The following is a 17,497-nucleotide window of genomic DNA, read 5'->3' as shown; positions in this document are numbered from 1 at the left end:
TATACTTAACAACAAAAAGGGGGATGGAGAATGAAAAAGCGAATTGATTGGGATCAATACTTCATGGTTCAAGCTGGTCTTGTTGCGTCACGAGGAACTTGTCGTCGGCTGTCGGTAGGGGCAATCTTGGTGCGCGATAAGCGAATTATTGGTAGTGGTTATAATGGGGCCGTCGCAGGTGATGATCATTGTATTGATGTTGGTTGTTACATGCGAGATGGTCACTGCGTCCGTACCATTCATGCAGAAATGAATGCATTATTACAATGTGCTAAGTTTGGGACCCCAACAGATGGGGCCGTTTTGTATGTTACAGATTTTCCTTGTTTGCAATGTACAAAAAGTCTTCTCCAAGCTGGTATTAAGCAAATTAATTATTTACGTAATTATCATAATGATGAATACGCAATGAAACTCATTCGTCTTAAAAATGTTAAATTACACCAAATTAGGTTAGATTCAAATATTCTTGAGGAAGTTAATCTGGATCAGTATATTTATCCGGATGACCGAAACTAATCAGGAATTCTATATTCTATGCAGCGATTGCTGGAAGCCTATTCAGTGCAATCTTATTGGCACAATTGTGGTGGTGCATTGCACTACTATTAATTTTATTATTTGGAATTTTGTACCGACGCGCTTGGAAAACGTTCTGTTTAACGGTAATTGTTTTGCTGATGGTTGGTGGAAATTGCGCGCGAATAATAAAGATTGCTAATCACCAAAGGGTGCAATCAGCATTTGAAACCGAACGGATTATTAAAGTTTTACCAGACCGAATAAGAGTTAATGGTAATCGAATGCGGGTAGTTAGCAGAGCAGATGATGGTCAGCGATATATTGTAACAGTGGTATTTTCGTCTCGTCATCAACTAGATTGTTTAAAATCTGCCAGTACGCCTATTCAATTAAAGATCCGTGGCACTGTCGAACCACTCAAACCAGCGACAAATGAAAATCAATTTAATCCGCAACGTTTTTACTACTCGCAAGCAGTTGTGAAAAGTTTGCGGGGAGACTGTGTGAGCATCAAGATTCTCCCAATGAGGAAGATAGATTATTTACATTACTGGCGGTGTTGTTTATTACATTATTTCAGGTCATTTCCCCAGCCGTTAGGGTTGTTCTGTAATCGCCTATTACTGGGAATTAATGATGAAGAATTTGGCGAAATGCTTCGTCAAGTTAAAGTTCTGGGGATTATCCATTTATTTTGTTTATCGGGATTGCATGTTACCGTTTTATGCAATTTAGTTCGGCGCTTTTTGAACACATTAAATATCGCCAAAGAATGGATAACAGGTTGCCAGATAATAATTCTTCCAATTTATTGGATTATAGGTGGTAGTTCAATTAGTTTAACGCGGGCCGTGTTAATGATGGAATTGGGATTATTTGCTCAATTATTTCCTAAACTACGCCATTTAGATAGTTGGTCACTCAGTTTAATAATTCAGCTTGTAATCGCTCCCGGGATATTATTGAATTTAGGTGGACGATTAAGCTATTTGCTATCGTTTACACTTCAGCGGATTAAGTGGCAGAGCAAATTGCATCAAACCATTGGGCTGACCATTGTTAGCTTACCAGTTATTTTAAATGCAACTTATCAAGTTCATTTGCTAACAATTGTGATTAATTGGTTGATGATTCCATTATTTTCATTGGTTATTATTCCATTGGTGTTGATCTGCGCCTTAATGGGTAAGGTGTGTCCTCTTGTAGTTTTACTGGGAAATGGGGGATTGCTATATTTTCAACGTGTTATTCAATGGTTAGCCAATCTGCCTGGAACATTGGTATTTGGTAAGTTGAATACTGTACTGACATTTTGGTTAGTAGTTTCCAGTATTCTTGCAATTGCGGGGGTAAAGCGACAGAAGTTGTTAAGATGGATCATTATCCTGACGTATGCTATCACCTTGATCTGGTATCGTTACCCTTTAACGGGTGAAGTTACCTTTTTTGATATCGGACAAGGTGACTCAATTTTAATTCGTGAACCGTTTAATCGGCGGATTGTGATGATTGATACTGGAGGTCGACCACAGTTTAAGGTTCCCCACTGGAAACAAGCTCACTATCAGGATAACGATGCCCAACGGATTAGTGTTAATTATTTGAAAAGTAGGGGCATCCATCGTTTGGATCTACTTTTCTTAAGTCATCGTGATGATGATCATATTGGCAATGTCGCGACAATTTGTCGGGAATTAACGGTCAAAAAAATTGTGGTACCAGCCGGAATGGAAAAGTTACCGAAACTAACAAATCAAATTCCAGCTGATATTAAAATTTTGCCTATGACTAATCAGTTCGAATTAGTTAATACAAAACTCCAAATTCTCCATCCATTTGGAGTGGGCGAGGGTAAAAATGAAGACTCATTAGTCTTATATGGACGATTCGGCGGCCGGACATTTATTTTTAGTGGTGATTTAGGTAAAGCAGGCGAACGTCAAATTGTTAAAGAGTATCCAAAAATCAAAGCAGATGTCGTTAAGCTTGGCCATCATGGGAGTAAAACTTCTAGTGATGAATACTATTTGCGGCAATTGGATCCAAAGTTAGCGATTATTTCTGCAGGCCGACGAAACCGCTATGGGCATCCTAATCCAGAAACGATTACGACGTTGAATCAGCTGAAAATTCCATTTTGGTCCACGCAAGATTATGGAATGATAAAATATAGTTATTGTCATCAAAAAGGAAAATTTCAAACGACATTAAAAGGAGATGAATTTGCTTGGATGCATTGACCCTTAAAAAACAACTAAAAACTGCTGCAGCAGCCCCTGTTTACCTTGTATTAGGTACGCAATCTGTAATGATGGCAAAGGCTAAAAAAGCGTTTTTAAATTTAGTTCCCAAGGAAGAACGTGTGATGAATGTGGGCTCTTATGATTTGGAAGAAGAATCGCTTTCCACAGCTTTGGATGACGCAATGTCAGCACCCTTTTTTGGTGAAAGACGATTAGTTTTTTTAAACAAGCCAGCTTTTTTAACCACTGGTGGAGAAAAGGGAAAGGTGAAACAAAACCCTGAATTATTAAAAAACTATTTAACTCATCCTCAATTGTCGACAATCTTGGTCATTATGGCACCATATGAGAAACTTGATGGACGCAAAGGAGTTGTTAAAGAATTAAAGAAAGAAGCAGTCACCGTTGAAGTTCAGCCACTAAACGAACAATTAGCACGCGAAAATATTAAAACACAGGTTTCAGCTGCTGGTTTTCAGTTTGCACCAGGGGCCTTAGACGAATTGGTAAAAAGAACTAATGCCGATTACAGCTTGATGGTTGCTAATTTGAAAAAGTTAATGATTCTTAACTACCATGATCAAGAAATCACGATGGCATCGGTTAAGAAGTTAGTTCCACAGTCATTAGATAGCAATGTTTTTGATTTGGTAACGGCGGTTTTAAATCATCAGCAAACGCAGTCGCTAGATTTATACCGTCAATTGCTAGATAGTGAGCAACAACCGCTGCAAATTAATGCAGTTTTGGTTAGTCAATTCCGGTTGTTATTACAGTTGAAGATTTTAAGTGCCCGTGGCCTTAGCCAAGGCACTTTAGCAAAGCGGTTAAACGTTCATCCGTACCGCGTCAAATTAGGGTTACAAATGGTTCGGAAATTTTCATTAACGGATTTAATGAATGCGTATCTAGGACTGATTCGCTGCGAGCGAGCGTTAAAGACGACGAGTCGTTCACCAGAATTATTATTCCATTTATTCATGCTCCAGTATTCTCAGCAGGTAAGGAAATAATAAAAGAACCGGGTAAGAATATTCTTACCCGGTTCTTTTATTTGATCGTTATGAGATTAATTATTTAGCGTAACGTGCAGAAAGACGTGACTTGTCACGAGCTGCCTTGTTTGCCTTGATTAATCCTTTAGCGTGAGCGTGGTCAATAGCTGAAATAGCATCCTTGTAAAGCTTGTCAAGGTCACCTTCACCAGCTAACTTAGCCTTATCAAACTTCTTGATTGCAGTCCGCATTGCGCTCATTTGTGAAGCGTTACGGGCAGCAGCCTTTTCATTTACACGTACACGTTCAATGGCTGACTTGATAATTGGCATGAATTTCACCTCCGTCCACCTTTAGGTATTAGTTGACCTGAATTTTCAACATTTGTCATTATACAGAATCATCCGGTGCATTGCAACTTTCTTCAGGAAAAGCTCCAAGAAATTCATTAGGTTACCTTGCGTTTAGATCAAATTTCAGTTATATTGACTAAGGCGAGTTTGCCAAACCCTTTCTCAGTTTAACGATCCTCACCGACGTTTTACTTAGAGACGGGCAATTTATTTATGAAAGGTGGGAAAATAGCAATGGCTATTTCAAAAGAAAAGAAGGATGCACTCATTAAGCAATACGCAACTCATGAAGGGGACACTGGTTCTACTCAAGTGCAAGTTGCTGTTTTGACTGCGGAAATTAACGAATTAAACGTACACTTGAAGGAACACAAGCATGATTACAGTTCCCAACGTGGGTTAATGAAGAAAATTGGTCACCGTCGTAATCTGCTTGGCTACTTACGTCGGACTGATTTGCCAGCTTACCGTGAACTAATCAAGAGCTTAGGCCTTCGTCGTTAATTTATTTTCTAGAACGGACATTAGTGTTCGTTCTTTTTTATTTATTGTGTTATTTTTCACCTTTGCGATAAATTATGTTATCATTAAATTTAATAGATTAAGAGTTGAATATTTAGCGGTTAACATCCGGTTAACTGCCATAAAAATTGAATATTCTAAATATGAAAATGAAGGAGTTTAAATTGAGTAATATTAGTGTAATTCCATTTGGTGGCGTTCGCGAAAATGGAAAAAATATGTATGCAGTAGAAATTAACGAGCAAATCTTTATTCTAGATTGCGGTTTAAAATATCCAGAAAATGAATTAATGGGGATTGATTTTGTAATTCCTGATTGGTCATATTTGTTGGATCATAAGGATCAAATTGCGGGTGTCTTCTTGACACAAGGGCATGCCGACTCAATTGGAGCGCTACCATACTTTTTGATGGATTTTCGTGTACCGGTTTTTGGTAGTGAGTTAACAATTGAACTTGCCAAGTTGGCGGTGAAAAATAACAAGCAAGTTAAAAAATTTAATGATTTCCATGTGGTCGATCCCGATACAGAGATTGATTTTGATGGAGTTGTTGTTACATTCTTCAGCACAACGCATACCATCCCTCAAACGTTGGGCATTGTTTTACATACTGATGAAGGGAATATTGTTTACACAGGAGACTTTAAATTTGATCAAACTGCCCGTGGTGATTACCGGACTGATCTTTCTCAACTAGCTAAAATTGGCGATGAGGGAGTACTACTTCTAATGAGTGATTCAGCAGGTGCTGGCATTACTGGAGCAAGTACGAAGGAAAAAGACATTGCTGAATATATTCGAGATACCTTTGATAATTACGCAGGCCGGATTGTTGTGGGAAGTGTGGCTTCAAATATTATGCGGGTTCAGCAAATCTTGGATGCCGCTGAAAAAACTGGTAGGAAAGTAGTTCTTTCTGGAAGTGACATTGAACAAATTATTGATACGGCGATGAAGCTCGGCGAGATTCAAGTGCCGGATAATACTTTAATTTCAATGGATGAAGCTACTGAACTAGAACCCAATGAAGTTGTGATTCTTGTAACCGGACGGATGGGTGAACCCCTTAAAGCGCTGAATGATATTGCTAACGGTGATGATCCTGATGTGCAACTTGGTGAAAATGATCTTGCGTTTATCACAACAACCCCGTCTTATGCAATGGAAACGATGGAACAAAAGGTTACGGATGCGTTATATCGCGCTGGCGCAGATGTTAAGTTCATCTCACAAGACCTTAATCCATCAGGACATGCTAACCAAAATGATGAACAATTAATGCTTAATTTCATGCGTCCTAAGTATTTAATGCCAATCCAAGGTGAATATCGTTTGCTGGACCAACATGCACTCCTGGCTGAGGAAGTGGGGATTCCACGTGAAAACGTATTTATTGTCAATAAGGGAGATGTATTATCCCTAAAAGGTGGCGAACTTTACCTTGGTGATCACGTTGAAGTTGGTAATACTATGATTGATGGTACTGGTATCGGTGATATTGGAAATATTGTTTTACGTGATCGGCGAATCCTATCTGAAGATGGAATTTTTGTCGTTGTAGCAACCATTGATCGCAAGAATAAAAAAATTGTAACTCGGCCACAAATTACGTCACGTGGATTTGTTTTTGTGAAAACTAACCGTGAACTAATGAAGCAGAGTGCGGATTTAGTAGAGAAGGTTATTCAAGAAGATCTCGACCAAAAGGAATTTGATTGGAGTCATTTAAAGCAGAACGTTCGGGATAAACTTAACCGATTCTTATTTAATCAGACTAAACGTCATCCAGTGATTTTACCGGTTATTATGGAGATTAATCAACATCCGAAAAAGAAGAATCATTCAAAGAAGAAGGATGAAAATACAGAAAAGACTAAGCCAAAGCAACGGTCTGGTCGAGGCCGAGGACGTAAAAATGATCGTCAAACAAAGTAAGCAAAAAAGGCATTTTGACTAAAATGCGATCATCGCAGCATACAATGGGTTTCAGTGTTCGGTAAGTCGAACTCTGGGACCCTTGTTTGTACTTATTGGGGTTGTATTTCACAGAATTCTGTCACGCACTATTTTGAGGAATAAGATATGAAACATGATAATAGAAAAATAATTCTGGAAGCTGAAAAGTTATTTAAAGAACAAAAAGACGATGAAGTGATTGATAGATTAGCATCAATCTGTCAGGAAAAGGCACCATGGGAAGTCAATTTACTGTATGTTAGAGCTTTGTATCGGAATGGACAAGCTGTTCGGGCTTATCAAGAAGCATTACCGTATGAAGAGGATTATTTAACAAAAGGATTTGTTTTTTGGATAAAACTATTGTTAGCTAATCAGTTATTTATTCCAGCGAGAATTACACTTACTATAAAGGATGCAAAGGAACCTTTTTTGACCCAAATCGTGAACGCGGAAAAAATTTTTGAAATAGAGCAAGCTCATACACTCCAAAAACGTTTTAAGAATTTTTATCATTTGGGAGATCAGCCGGATTGGAAACAACAAGAAATTATTCATGATGCTGATCACTTACCATTAAATAAGTATGTCCAGGGAGCAAAATTCATATTAAGGGATCCTTTTGTTGGGATAGTTATTCGCAATACTATTTTAAAAACACTAGCGGCCCTTCGATATTCTCAATCAGTCACTTACATTGGCGTCGATGGGAAGGATCATGGTACTGTACCTGCAAAAATAGAAACAAGCAGCTACCAGAAAATAATTGATGAAGTCGATCAGTTAATTTGCGATTACTTTAAAGATAATCCGATTGATCAGAAGAACTTTTTACAACAGTTTCATTTACAAGTGTTCTGTCTATATCCGATGACTGAAGAAGTAATAACTGATCCCGCAGCTTGGGTGGCTGTGCTAATTGGTAATCACGATTATGAAAGCCAGGTAGCCTGGCAAAAGGCAAATAGGTGGCAACAGATAATCCAAAAAAGTTTGATTAATCTCCATTAATTTAGAAAAAAAGCGGTAAAGACGTTTACAAATTAAAAATGAGCTGATATTATGATTAAGAATTCTTCTAGGGCGTAATTTAATGCTTTAAATAAAATCCTAGAAGTAGTACAATTGTAGCAAGGGTGTGTCGGAGTTACTCCGGCATGATACTTGTATATTATTTCAGGAGGGTTTCATTAATGGCAGAAAAAGAACATTATGAACGTACTAAACCCCATGTTAACATTGGTACTATTGGCCACGTTGACCATGGGAAGACTACTTTAACGGCCGCTATCACTAAGGTATTGGCTGAAAAGGGTCTGGCTAAGCAAGAAAAGTTTGAAGATATTGATGCTGCGCCAGAAGAAAAGGAACGTGGTATCACTATCAACACAGCCCACGTTGAATACGAAACTGAAAAGCGTCACTACGCTCACATTGATGCGCCAGGACACGCTGACTACGTTAAGAACATGATCACTGGGGCTGCACAAATGGATGGTGCGATCTTGGTTGTTGCTGCGGATGATGGTCCTATGCCACAAACTCGTGAACACATTCTTCTTGCACGTCAAGTTGGTGTTGAATACATTGTTGTATTCCTTAACAAGTGTGACCTTGTTGATGATGACGAATTAATCGACTTGGTTGAAATGGAAGTTCGTGACCTGTTGTCTGAATATGACTTCCCTGGTGATGATATTCCAGTTGTTCGTGGTTCTGCTTTGAAGGCTCTTCAAGGTGACCCAGAACAAGAAAAGGTTATCCTTCACTTGATGGATGTTATTGATGACTACATCCCAACTCCAAAGCGTCCTACTGACAAGCCATTCATGATGCCTGTTGAAGACGTCTTCACCATTACTGGTCGTGGTACTGTTGCTTCTGGTCGTATTGACCGTGGTACTGTTAAGATCGGTGACGAAGTTGAAATCGTTGGACTTAAGGATGATGTTCTGAAGTCAACTGTTACTGGTGTTGAAATGTTCCACAAGACTCTTGATCTTGGTGAAGCTGGGGACAACGTTGGTGTACTTCTTCGTGGTATTTCACACGATCAAGTTGAACGTGGTCAAGTATTGGCTGCTCCTGGTTCAATCCAAACTCACAAGAAGTTCAAGGGTGAAGTTTATGTTATGACCAAGGAAGAAGGGGGCCGTCACACGCCATTCTTCTCTGACTACCAACCACAATTCTACTTCCACACTACTGATGTTACTGGTAAGATCGAATTACCAGATGGTGTAGAAATGGTTATGCCTGGTGATAACGTAACATTCACTGTTGAATTACAAAAGCCAGTTGCTCTTGAAAAGGGTCTTAAGTTCACTATCCGTGAAGGTGGACACACTGTTGGTGCCGGTGTGGTATCAGAAGTGCTTGACTAATTCAAGACAAATTAAAAAGGATCTAGTTTTACTAGGTCCTTTTTCTTTGCTTTTAAAGCGAGAAATTATAATAGTGAAATTTAAAATTTTCCTGACTTGTGAAGATTAAAACTGATCAAGAACGGGATTGTTCAAATTTACTAGACAAATAAAATATTAACGGGCTGACGATATTTCTATTTCACAACTGAATTCGATGAAGGGTTAATTACAGGAACACTGGGCACATTAGATATTAACATTTAGTTTTGAATAGTCATCCTGAAACGATTAGTATTGCCGAGCTAATGTATGATCAAGTAGCACTGGTAGGAGTTTGTTTTTAAGGTGATGTTTTAGCTACAAAGTCCTTTCGCTTTGAGCCAAATGAGAATCGTGCGCCTTTCCGAATAAGTACCAGTGATTTAGTCCATAAATTAATGCCCGGATTGCATCATGAGATCCACCGCTGAGAGTTTTCCGGTTGTGGTTGAAATTACTGCTCTTCTACGGTAAAATTAGAAAGTATGATATTTGCTAACCATTGAGATTAGCTTAATTAAGATGTTATTGGAGGAAATGAAATGTCAGCAAAATGGGAACGCGATAGCGAAGCCAGCAAAGGGACATTAACGTTCGATATTGATGTAGAAACCATTCAAAAGGGAATTGATGATGCTTTTAAGAAGACACAGAAGCGGATTACTGTTCCTGGATTCCGGAAGGGGCATGTACCTCGGGCAATCTTTAACCAAATGTATGGTGAAGAATCATTATACCAAGATGCTTTAAATGATGTTTTGCCAGATGCATATGAAGCAGCAATTAAGGAAACGGAAATCGAACCAGTTGATCAACCAGAAATCAGCATTGAAAGTATGGAAAAGGGTGAACCTTGGACAATTAAGGCCGAAGTTGCCGTTAAGCCAGAAGTAAAGCTTGGCGATTACAAGGGCATGTCAGTTCCAAAGCAAGATACTGAAGTTTCTGATGCTGATGTTGATGCTGAACTGGAAAACAAACGTCAACAGCAAGCTGAATTAGTATTGAAGGAAGACGAACCAGCTGCAAATGGTGATACAGTCGTGATTGACTATGTTGGAACTGTTGATGGTGAAAAGTTTGATGGCGGTTCTGCTGATAACTATTCATTAGAACTTGGTTCAGGTTCATTTATTCCTGGATTTGAAGATCAATTAGTTGGTCACAAGGCTGATGAAGATGTTGATGTTAAAGTTACCTTCCCTGAAGATTACCATGCTAAGAACTTAGCGGGTAAAGAAGCAGTCTTCAATGTTAAAATTCACGAAGTTAAGGAAAAGCAACTTCCTGAACTTGATGATGAATTCGCTAAGGATGTCGATGAAGATGTTGACACTCTTGATGCATTGAAGGATAAGACAAAGAAGCAACTTCAAGAACAAAAGGAAGAAGCTGCTAAATCAGCAATTGAAGATGCCGCAATTGAAGTAGCGGTTAAGAACGCTGAGATTGAAGATATTCCTCAAGCAATGCTTGATCAAGATACCGATCGTCAAGTTCAACAATATCTTGCCGGTATGCAACAACAAGGAATTAACCCACAAATGTACTTCCAAATCACTGGGACTTCTCAAGATGATTTGAAGAAGCAATTTGCAAATGATGCTGATAAGCGGGTTAAGACAAACTTGGTTCTTGAAGCGATTGTTAAGGATGCTGATTTGAAAGCTTCTGACGATGACATCAAGAAAGAAATCAGCGATTTGGCTAAGCAATTTGGCATGGAAGAAGATGCCGTAGAAAAGAGCTTAACTAAAGACATGTTAGCTCATGATATTGAAATTAAGAAGGCAGTGGACTTAGTTGCCGATTCTGCTAAGCAAGATTTACCAGATAAGGATGAAGAAAAATAATCATTCATCACTGTAATCTGATTAAAGAAGGGAGTTGTAACAGTAATTATTGTTACACCCCTTTTTTATGTATGAAGTAAGATCAATTTGGAGGTTAGCGAATGTTCGAAGATACGACAGAACAAAATATCCATTGTTCATTTTGCGGCAAATCTCAGGATGAAGTGAAGAAGATTGTGGCTGGACCTGGTGTATACATTTGTAATGAATGTGTGGAGCTATGTTCTGAGATTATTAAACAGGAGTTAGCAGAAGACAAAGTTAATAATGGTACGTTTAAGGTACCAACTCCCGCAGAAATCATGGAACAACTGGATGATTATGTAATTGGACAGGGGGAAGCTAAGAAGACCTTGTCAGTTGCAGTATATAATCACTATAAGCGGGTTAATGCAATGGTAACTGGTGACAACAATGATACGGAACTTCAAAAGTCCAACATCGCGGTGATTGGTCCGACTGGATCTGGGAAGACTTACTTAGCACAATCATTAGCGCGAATTTTAAATGTACCATTTGCGATTGCTGACGCCACAACCTTAACAGAAGCTGGATATGTTGGTGAAGACGTTGAAAACATCATTTTAAAGTTACTCCAGGCTGCTGACTATGACGTTGAGCGTGCTGAAAAAGGGATTATTTATATTGATGAAATTGATAAAATTGCAAAGAAAAGTGAAAATGTCTCAATTACTCGCGACGTTTCTGGTGAAGGGGTTCAGCAAGCGTTACTGAAGATTCTTGAGGGGACGATTGCTAATGTTCCGCCGCAGGGTGGTCGTAAACATCCCCAACAAGAATTCATACAAGTTGATACCAAGAATATTCTATTTATTGTGGGTGGCGCTTTCGATGGGATCGAGTCGATTGTTAAAGAACGGCTTGGTGACAAGACCATTGGCTTTGGTACGGATTCCAAAGAAGCTGATCAAGTCAACGAAAAGAATATTTTGCAACATGTCATTCCTGAAGATTTACTTAAATTTGGGCTAATCCCAGAATTTATTGGTCGATTACCAGTAATGACAGCTCTTGAGAAGTTAGACGAAGATGATTTGGTACGGATTTTAACGGAGCCAAAGAATGCTTTAGTAAAACAATATCAAGAATTAATACGGCTAGATGGTAGTAAGCTACGCTTTACAGATGGTGCACTACGAGAAATGGCTAAGTTGGCAATTGCCCGTAATACAGGAGCTCGTGGCCTGCGTTCCATTATTGAAGGGGTAATGCGGGATGTTATGTTTGACTTACCTAGTCGCCAAGATGTTAGCGAAGTAGTCATCGATAAGAACTGTGTTGAGCACCATACTGAGCCACGATATGTTTTAAAAGATGATCAAGCGTCATAGAAAAGGTGAGGTTCGATAATGAATGTAAATCATGTTGACTTAACCATCAGCGCGGTACATCCTGACCAATACCCAAGTACTGATTATCCAGAAATCGCATTGGTTGGTCGGTCCAATGTTGGTAAATCATCATTAACTAATACTTTGATTAATCGAAAAAATTTTGCGCACACATCTAGTCAGCCTGGCAAAACCCAAACATTGAATTTTTATAATGTCGAGGACAAACTGTATTTTGTTGATGTTCCAGGATATGGTTATGCCAAGGTTTCAAAAAAACAACGTGAAGAATTTGGACAAATGATTGAAAATTACTTAACGCAACGGGATCAGTTGCGTGGAGTAATTATGTTAGTTGATGGCCGACATGCGCCGACAGCTGATGATCTGCAGATGTACCAATGGTTGGCTTATTATAAGCTGCCAATTTTAGTAGTTGCAACTAAAATTGACAAAGTTAAACCAAGCCAATTTACGAAAGTCCAAAAGTTGGTTAAAGATAAACTTGAGTTTCAAGGAAAACAACCACTGGTTCTTTTTTCGGCAATGTCGAAACGTGGCAAGGAAGATGTTTGGCGTTGGATTAAAGAACAAACGGGGGTAAGTTAATGGAATTTAATGAATATCAAGAGGCAGCAAAACGGACTTTATATGGTAATGAGCAAGTTCTAACTAATTGTGCACTGGGACTGGCTGGTGAAACTGGTCAGGTAGTGGACCTAGTTAAGAACTATACATTTAAAGGTAAATCACTAAATCGTGATGAACTGATTCACGAAATGGGGGATGTACTCTGGTACCTGTCACAAGTGGCAGAATGGGCAGATATTCCATTTGATGAAGTTGCTAAAACAAATATTGAAACCCTAAATAAGCGGTATCCCCACGGTTTTACTATTGAAAACTAAAATAAGGATTGGCAGTTTTGCCAATCCTTATTTCTTTGGTTGTTTTTTCTGGTCCTTTTGATTCTTTGATGTTTTTTGATCTGGCTTTTTAGCCTTTTTTGGATCAATTGCAAAGTTTTCGAATAACTTATCTAGTTGATCACTGCGTCGGGTTACTAATCCCATCGTATCACTTCCTTTTGTTAATAATGTCAGTATACCATAGTTAGATTGTATATTGTTTGAATATAAAACGTAAATAACGAAAATATATTCAAAAATGTTGCATAATCATGAAAAACTCGGTATAATACCACCATAAATATTAGGTGACGGGGGAATTATCATGACAGATGAAGTAATGATTAATATCAAGAATCTTACCAAAAAATTTGGTAACAATACTATTTTAAATAATATCAATGGTGAAGTTAAAAAAGGACAGGTGATTTGTATCATTGGTCCTTCCGGTGCCGGAAAATCAACTTTCTTGCGGTGCTTAAATCAATTAGAAAAGCCAACCAGTGGTTCTGTTGAAGTCGAAGGGACAGAACTTACGAACCTGAATGAAAAGGGTGTGCAAAAGGTTCGCGAAAAGATGGGAATGGTTTTTCAAAGTTTCAACCTTTTTCCAAATAAAACTGTACTTGAAAACGTTAAATTAGCACCTAAAAAGGTTAAGAAGACTAGTGATGAGGATGCGACAGCCATTGCTCAGCAGTTATTAGCTGAAGTTGGTATGGGTGAAAAGGCTGATGCTTATCCTGCAAGTTTGTCAGGTGGACAACAACAACGGGTTGCGATTGCTAGAGCGTTAGCAATGCGCCCCGACGTAATGTTATTTGATGAACCAACAAGTGCATTGGATCCAGAAATGGTTGGTGAAGTACTGAAGGTAATGCAACAATTAGCTAATGATGGAATGACAATGGTAGTTGTTACCCACGAAATGGGCTTTGCCAAAAATGTGGCGGATCAAATTTGGTTTATGGCAGATGCTGGAATTCAGGAGAAGGCATCACCAGAAGACTTCTTTGCTCATCCGCAAACGGCCCGGGCCAAAGAGTTTTTACAGAAAATTTTAGATGCTTAAAGTGTTAATCTAAACTGGTTTGCTGGTGAGGCAACCAGTTTTTTTAATATTTTTTGCGTTCATATGTTCGGCTGTTATAAAATATATAGGAACATTTTAGAAAGGGGAATATGATGGCGACTGAATATTTAGAGCACAAATTAGCATTGCTTCCCGATAAACCGGGATGCTATATTATGAAGAATATTAATGGTCAGATCATTTATGTGGGTAAAGCCAAAAATCTCAAGAATCGGGTTCGCTCTTATTTTAAAAGCAGTCATACAGGGAAAGTGGCAGCAATGGTTGCGGAAGTTGCCGATTTTGAGACGATTATTACCTCAACCAATAAAGAGTCGTTTCTCCTTGAAATTACCTTAATCCAAAAGCATCAACCTTACTTTAATATTAAACTAAAACAGGGGACAGGTTATCCGTATATTAAAATTACAAATGAGCGTGATCCCCAAATTATGATCACTGGGCAAATTAAAAAGGATGGTGCTTATTATTTTGGACCATATCCTAACGTGTATGCAGCTGAAGAAACGGTCCATTTTATTCAAAAAGTCTTTCCGTTGCGGCGTTGCAATGGTTATCAAGGACGACCTTGTCTTTATTATCATCTTGGTCAATGTTTAGGAGCCTGTTTTAAAACCGTTCCCGAAGAGAAGTATGAGCGGCAAATCAAACGGATTAAGTCATTTTTAAATGGTAATACTGGTCAAGTGAAACGCCATCTTACCAAACAAATGGAAGCAGCTGCCGCTAAAATGAAGTATGAACGCGCAGCTGAAATTCGCGATCAAATTCATTACATTGAAGTGACTGTTGAAAAGCAAAAGATTATCTCGAGTGACGAAACTCCTCGTGATTTATTTAATTATTATATGGATAAAGGGTGGCTCTCAATCCAAGTTTTCTTTATTCGTCAAGCTCGTTTAATGAAACGTGAGAAACGATTATTTCCAATTGTTGACACCGCTGTTGAAGAAATGACAAGTTTTATTTTGCAATTCTATCACCGCCGGAATAATATTTTACCGCGAGAAATTTTGTTACCGGCTGGATTGCCAAACAAAGAAATTAGTGAAATTTTAGGTGTTCCAGTGCGCACTCCACAACGTGGTGAAAAAGCCGATCTGATGTCGATGGCTAAAGAAAATGCTCAATTATCGCTGAGTGAAAAATTCCGCCTTCTTGAACTGGATAAAAGTAAAACTACGGGGGCAATGAAAGAAATTACGGATGCGCTTGGTTTACCACCTGGTCATAAGATTGAAGCATTCGATCATTCCCATATTCAAGGAGCGGACCCTGTTTCTGCAATGGTAGTGTTTATTGATGGAGAGCCGGCCAGAAAACTTTATCGTAAATATAAATTAAAAACGGTGATTAATCATGCTGATGAAACTGCAAGTACTAAAGAAGTTATTCGTCGCCGTTACAGCCGTCTTTTAAAAGAAAATCAACCGATGCCGGATATGATTTTTATGGATGGTGGGGAAATTCAAATGAATGCGGTGAAGGATGTTTTGGAAAATGAGTTAAACTTAGCGATTCCAGTTGTGGGAATGGTTAAAAATGATAAGCACCAGACTGCCGACCTTTTATTTGGTGAACACAATGAACATGTGGATCTGAATCCACGGAGTCAGGCTTTTTATTTGGTCCAAAGAATTCAGGATGAAGTTCACCGTTTTGCAATTACCTTTCACCATAAAGTTCATACGAAGCATTCACTTAGTTCACGATTGGACGAAATTAAGGGAGTCGGCCCTCGAACCAGGAATAAATTAATGAAGAATTTTGGGTCGTTGAGCAAAATTGCGGCAGCTTCCGTTGATGATATTCATGATCTAGGAATTAATCGGCCGACTGCGCAGCTCATCAAAGTTTCTTTACAAAAGAACGCTGAAGTTGCCAAGGGAAGCAGTCATGATTAACTTTGACGCGTTTTGATTTATCCAATATACTAGATTAATAAGTAAATAGAACGGAGAAATAACATGTCAACATTTGTCGATCAAGTTAAAATTGAAGCTCATGCTGGAAAAGGCGGGAACGGAATGGTTGCTTTCCGTCGGGAAAAATATGTGCCAAATGGTGGCCCTGCTGGTGGTGATGGTGGCCGTGGTGGTAGCATCATTTTGAAAGTTGATGAAGGGCTTCGCACTTTAATGGATTTTCGTTATCACCGAATTTTTAAAGCAAAGAATGGTGGAAACGGAATGAGTAAACAGATGACCGGGGCAGATGCCAAGGATACGGTCATTCCAGTCCCACAGGGCACGACGGTTCGAGATCTTGATACAGGTGAAATTGTGGGAGATCTTGTAAAAAATGGTGATGAATTAGTAATTGCCAAAGGTGGCCGTGGCGGTCGGGGCAATATGCGATTTGCTTCCGCTAAAAATCCAGCCCCTGAAATTGCCGAAAATGGTGAACCAGGTGAAGACCACTACTTAGAGCTGGAACTCAAAATGCTAGCGGATGTTGGACTAATTGGGTATCCTTCAGTCGGTAAGTCAACCTTGTTATCAGTAGTCACAGGCGCTAAGCCGAAGGTGGCAGCTTATGAATTTACTACCTTAGTTCCTAATCTTGGGATGGTAATGCTCCCAGATGGTCGTGACTTTGCGATGGCGGACATGCCGGGCTTGATTGAGGGCGCCTCTAAGGGTGTTGGTTTAGGTCTACAGTTTTTACGTCATATTGAACGAACACGGGTCCTCTTACATTTGGTAGATATGGGCAATGAAGATCCTGAGCAAGCGATGGAGCGTTTTCGGTCAATCAATCATGAATTAGCAAGCTATGATCCTGAATTATTAAAACGACCGCAATTAATTGTGGCAACAAAGATGGATTTACCAAATTCGGTGGAAAATTTGGAGAAGTTTAAAAAGATGCTAGCTGATGATCAGACGTTACCAGAAGTTCCTGAAGTATTCCCAATTTCTGCTGTCACCCACTCTGGAATTAATGATTTAATGAAAAAGACAGCTGCAGTTCTGGATGCTGCCCCAGAATTCGATAGCGAAAGTCACGATAAACAGTCAATTACTCACTATGGCTTAAAGAAAGTTGACCAGGATGAACCTGAGTTTAATATTTCTCGTGATGGTGACGGTACTTGGGTACTCTCAGGTGCTAAGTTAGAAAAACTATTTGCCATGACAAATATGGGTCATGAAGAAAGTCAATTACGTTTTGCTCGCCAATTACGGCATATGGGAGTTGACGAGGCTCTCCGTGCTAAGGGAATCCAAGATGGTGATCAAGTCCGGATTGATGACTTTGTTTTTGAATTTCTTCAGTAGAATTAGAAAGT

General features: G+C 39.0%; 16 protein-coding genes. 14 read left to right on the top strand and 2 right to left on the bottom strand.

From position 1 onward, the window contains the following. Nucleotides 1-30 precede the first annotated feature (30 nt). Genes AC1EKL_RS06685 through holA form a run of 3 tightly spaced genes read left to right on the top strand, consistent with a single transcriptional unit; the run spans nt 31 to nt 3,778 of the window. A complete protein-coding gene (locus AC1EKL_RS06685; protein ID WP_480189542.1) occupies nt 31-519 on the top strand; it encodes a ComE operon protein 2 in 489 nt (162 codons plus the stop codon). A 56-nt stretch (nt 520-575) separates the two neighbouring features. Further along, the gene (locus tag AC1EKL_RS06680; RefSeq protein ID WP_480190256.1) at nt 576-2,762 is read left to right on the top strand and encodes a DNA internalization-related competence protein ComEC/Rec2; all 2,187 of its coding nucleotides are present in this window, start codon (nt 576-578) and stop codon (nt 2,760-2,762) included. After that, nucleotides 2,750-3,778, top strand: coding sequence for a DNA polymerase III subunit delta (gene holA / locus AC1EKL_RS06675; protein ID WP_480190255.1), 1,029 nt, complete (start codon nt 2,750-2,752; stop codon nt 3,776-3,778). The genes AC1EKL_RS06680 and holA overlap by 13 nt, the downstream gene beginning before the upstream one ends. Nucleotides 3,779-3,838: 60 nt before the next feature. On the opposite strand, the gene rpsT is transcribed toward holA, so the two are convergent. Continuing rightward, a complete protein-coding gene (gene rpsT / locus AC1EKL_RS06670) occupies nt 3,839-4,093 on the bottom strand; it encodes a 30S ribosomal protein S20 (RefSeq protein WP_006915789.1) in 255 nt (84 codons plus the stop codon). 255 nt (nt 4,094-4,348) lie between these two features. Here rpsT and rpsO point away from each other — a divergent pair, with 255 nt between their 5' ends. The 8 genes from rpsO to AC1EKL_RS06630 all read left to right on the top strand — a co-directional run bounded on the left by rpsO (nt 4,349) and on the right by AC1EKL_RS06630 (nt 13,112). Continuing rightward, the gene (gene rpsO, locus AC1EKL_RS06665) at nt 4,349-4,618 is read left to right on the top strand and encodes a 30S ribosomal protein S15 (protein ID WP_480189991.1); all 270 of its coding nucleotides are present in this window, start codon (nt 4,349-4,351) and stop codon (nt 4,616-4,618) included. Between the two features lie 182 nt (nt 4,619-4,800). Continuing rightward, nucleotides 4,801-6,573 (top strand): ribonuclease J, encoded by a 1,773-nt coding sequence (locus AC1EKL_RS06660; RefSeq protein WP_480189546.1) that lies wholly within the window; start codon nt 4,801-4,803, stop codon nt 6,571-6,573. A gap of 147 nt (nt 6,574-6,720) precedes the next feature. Continuing rightward, nucleotides 6,721-7,605, top strand: a complete 885-nt coding sequence (locus AC1EKL_RS06655; protein WP_480189547.1) for a hypothetical protein — start codon at nt 6,721-6,723, stop codon at nt 7,603-7,605. A 182-nt stretch (nt 7,606-7,787) separates the two neighbouring features. Continuing rightward, on the top strand, nt 7,788-8,978 hold the full coding sequence (gene tuf / locus AC1EKL_RS06650; protein ID WP_006915794.1) for an elongation factor Tu: 1,191 nt from the start codon (nt 7,788-7,790) through the stop codon (nt 8,976-8,978). 563 nt (nt 8,979-9,541) lie between these two features. Beyond that, entirely contained in the window at nt 9,542-10,852 is a 1,311-nt protein-coding gene (tig, locus tag AC1EKL_RS06645; protein ID WP_480189377.1) for a trigger factor, read from the top strand. A gap of 101 nt (nt 10,853-10,953) precedes the next feature. Further along, on the top strand, nt 10,954-12,204 hold the full coding sequence (clpX, locus tag AC1EKL_RS06640; RefSeq protein WP_480189378.1) for an ATP-dependent Clp protease ATP-binding subunit ClpX: 1,251 nt from the start codon (nt 10,954-10,956) through the stop codon (nt 12,202-12,204). 18 nt (nt 12,205-12,222) lie between these two features. Beyond that, complete coding sequence (yihA, locus tag AC1EKL_RS06635; protein WP_480189379.1) at nt 12,223-12,813, top strand: ribosome biogenesis GTP-binding protein YihA/YsxC; 591 nt, start codon at nt 12,223-12,225, stop codon at nt 12,811-12,813. Beyond that, nucleotides 12,813-13,112 carry a nucleoside triphosphate pyrophosphohydrolase family protein gene (locus tag AC1EKL_RS06630; protein ID WP_480171952.1) on the top strand — a complete coding sequence of 100 codons (300 nt, stop codon included), beginning with the start codon at nt 12,813-12,815 and terminating at the stop codon, nt 13,110-13,112. Before yihA ends, AC1EKL_RS06630 begins: the two co-directional genes overlap by 1 nt. Before the next feature lie 27 nt (nt 13,113-13,139). On the opposite strand, the gene AC1EKL_RS06625 is transcribed toward AC1EKL_RS06630, so the two are convergent. Further along, entirely contained in the window at nt 13,140-13,277 is a 138-nt protein-coding gene (locus AC1EKL_RS06625) for an SPJ_0845 family protein (RefSeq protein ID WP_480189380.1), read from the bottom strand. Between the two features lie 160 nt (nt 13,278-13,437). Between AC1EKL_RS06625 and AC1EKL_RS06620 the strand changes: the two genes are divergently transcribed. From AC1EKL_RS06620 to obgE, 3 genes are all read left to right on the top strand, one after another. Beyond that, the gene (locus AC1EKL_RS06620; protein WP_480189381.1) at nt 13,438-14,184 is read left to right on the top strand and encodes an amino acid ABC transporter ATP-binding protein; all 747 of its coding nucleotides are present in this window, start codon (nt 13,438-13,440) and stop codon (nt 14,182-14,184) included. Between the two features lie 113 nt (nt 14,185-14,297). Then, a complete protein-coding gene (gene uvrC, locus AC1EKL_RS06615) occupies nt 14,298-16,109 on the top strand; it encodes an excinuclease ABC subunit UvrC (RefSeq protein ID WP_480189445.1) in 1,812 nt (603 codons plus the stop codon). Between the two features lie 63 nt (nt 16,110-16,172). Continuing rightward, complete coding sequence (gene obgE / locus AC1EKL_RS06610) at nt 16,173-17,486, top strand: GTPase ObgE (RefSeq protein WP_480189990.1); 1,314 nt, start codon at nt 16,173-16,175, stop codon at nt 17,484-17,486. Nucleotides 17,487-17,497: the final 11 nt, after the last annotated feature.

The sequence above is a fragment of the Limosilactobacillus sp. C0001E2 genome, from assembly GCF_056590915.1.
The sequence above is the reverse complement of the archived record's forward strand: the minus strand, read 5'-3'. Positions and strand labels throughout refer to the sequence as shown.

Excerpts from the sequence above, each read along its gene's own strand:
- AC1EKL_RS06685 (WP_480189542.1), top strand. The coding sequence starts at position 31 with ATGAAAAAGCGAATTGATTGGGATCAATACTTCATGGTTCAAGCTGGT.
- AC1EKL_RS06630 (WP_480171952.1), top strand. The coding sequence starts at position 12,813 with ATGGAATTTAATGAATATCAAGAGGCAGCAAAACGGACTTTATATGGT.
- obgE (WP_480189990.1), top strand. The coding sequence starts at position 16,173 with ATGTCAACATTTGTCGATCAAGTTAAAATTGAAGCTCATGCTGGAAAA.
- rpsO (WP_480189991.1), top strand. The coding sequence starts at position 4,349 with ATGGCTATTTCAAAAGAAAAGAAGGATGCACTCATTAAGCAATACGCA.
- yihA (WP_480189379.1), top strand. The coding sequence starts at position 12,223 with ATGAATGTAAATCATGTTGACTTAACCATCAGCGCGGTACATCCTGAC.
- AC1EKL_RS06620 (WP_480189381.1), top strand. The coding sequence starts at position 13,438 with ATGACAGATGAAGTAATGATTAATATCAAGAATCTTACCAAAAAATTT.
- tuf (WP_006915794.1), top strand. The coding sequence starts at position 7,788 with ATGGCAGAAAAAGAACATTATGAACGTACTAAACCCCATGTTAACATT.
- tig (WP_480189377.1), top strand. The coding sequence starts at position 9,542 with ATGTCAGCAAAATGGGAACGCGATAGCGAAGCCAGCAAAGGGACATTA.
- AC1EKL_RS06625 (WP_480189380.1), bottom strand. The coding sequence starts at position 13,277 with ATGGGATTAGTAACCCGACGCAGTGATCAACTAGATAAGTTATTCGAA.
- uvrC (WP_480189445.1), top strand. The coding sequence starts at position 14,298 with ATGGCGACTGAATATTTAGAGCACAAATTAGCATTGCTTCCCGATAAA.
- AC1EKL_RS06655 (WP_480189547.1), top strand. The coding sequence starts at position 6,721 with ATGAAACATGATAATAGAAAAATAATTCTGGAAGCTGAAAAGTTATTT.
- rpsT (WP_006915789.1), bottom strand. The coding sequence starts at position 4,093 with ATGCCAATTATCAAGTCAGCCATTGAACGTGTACGTGTAAATGAAAAG.
- clpX (WP_480189378.1), top strand. The coding sequence starts at position 10,954 with ATGTTCGAAGATACGACAGAACAAAATATCCATTGTTCATTTTGCGGC.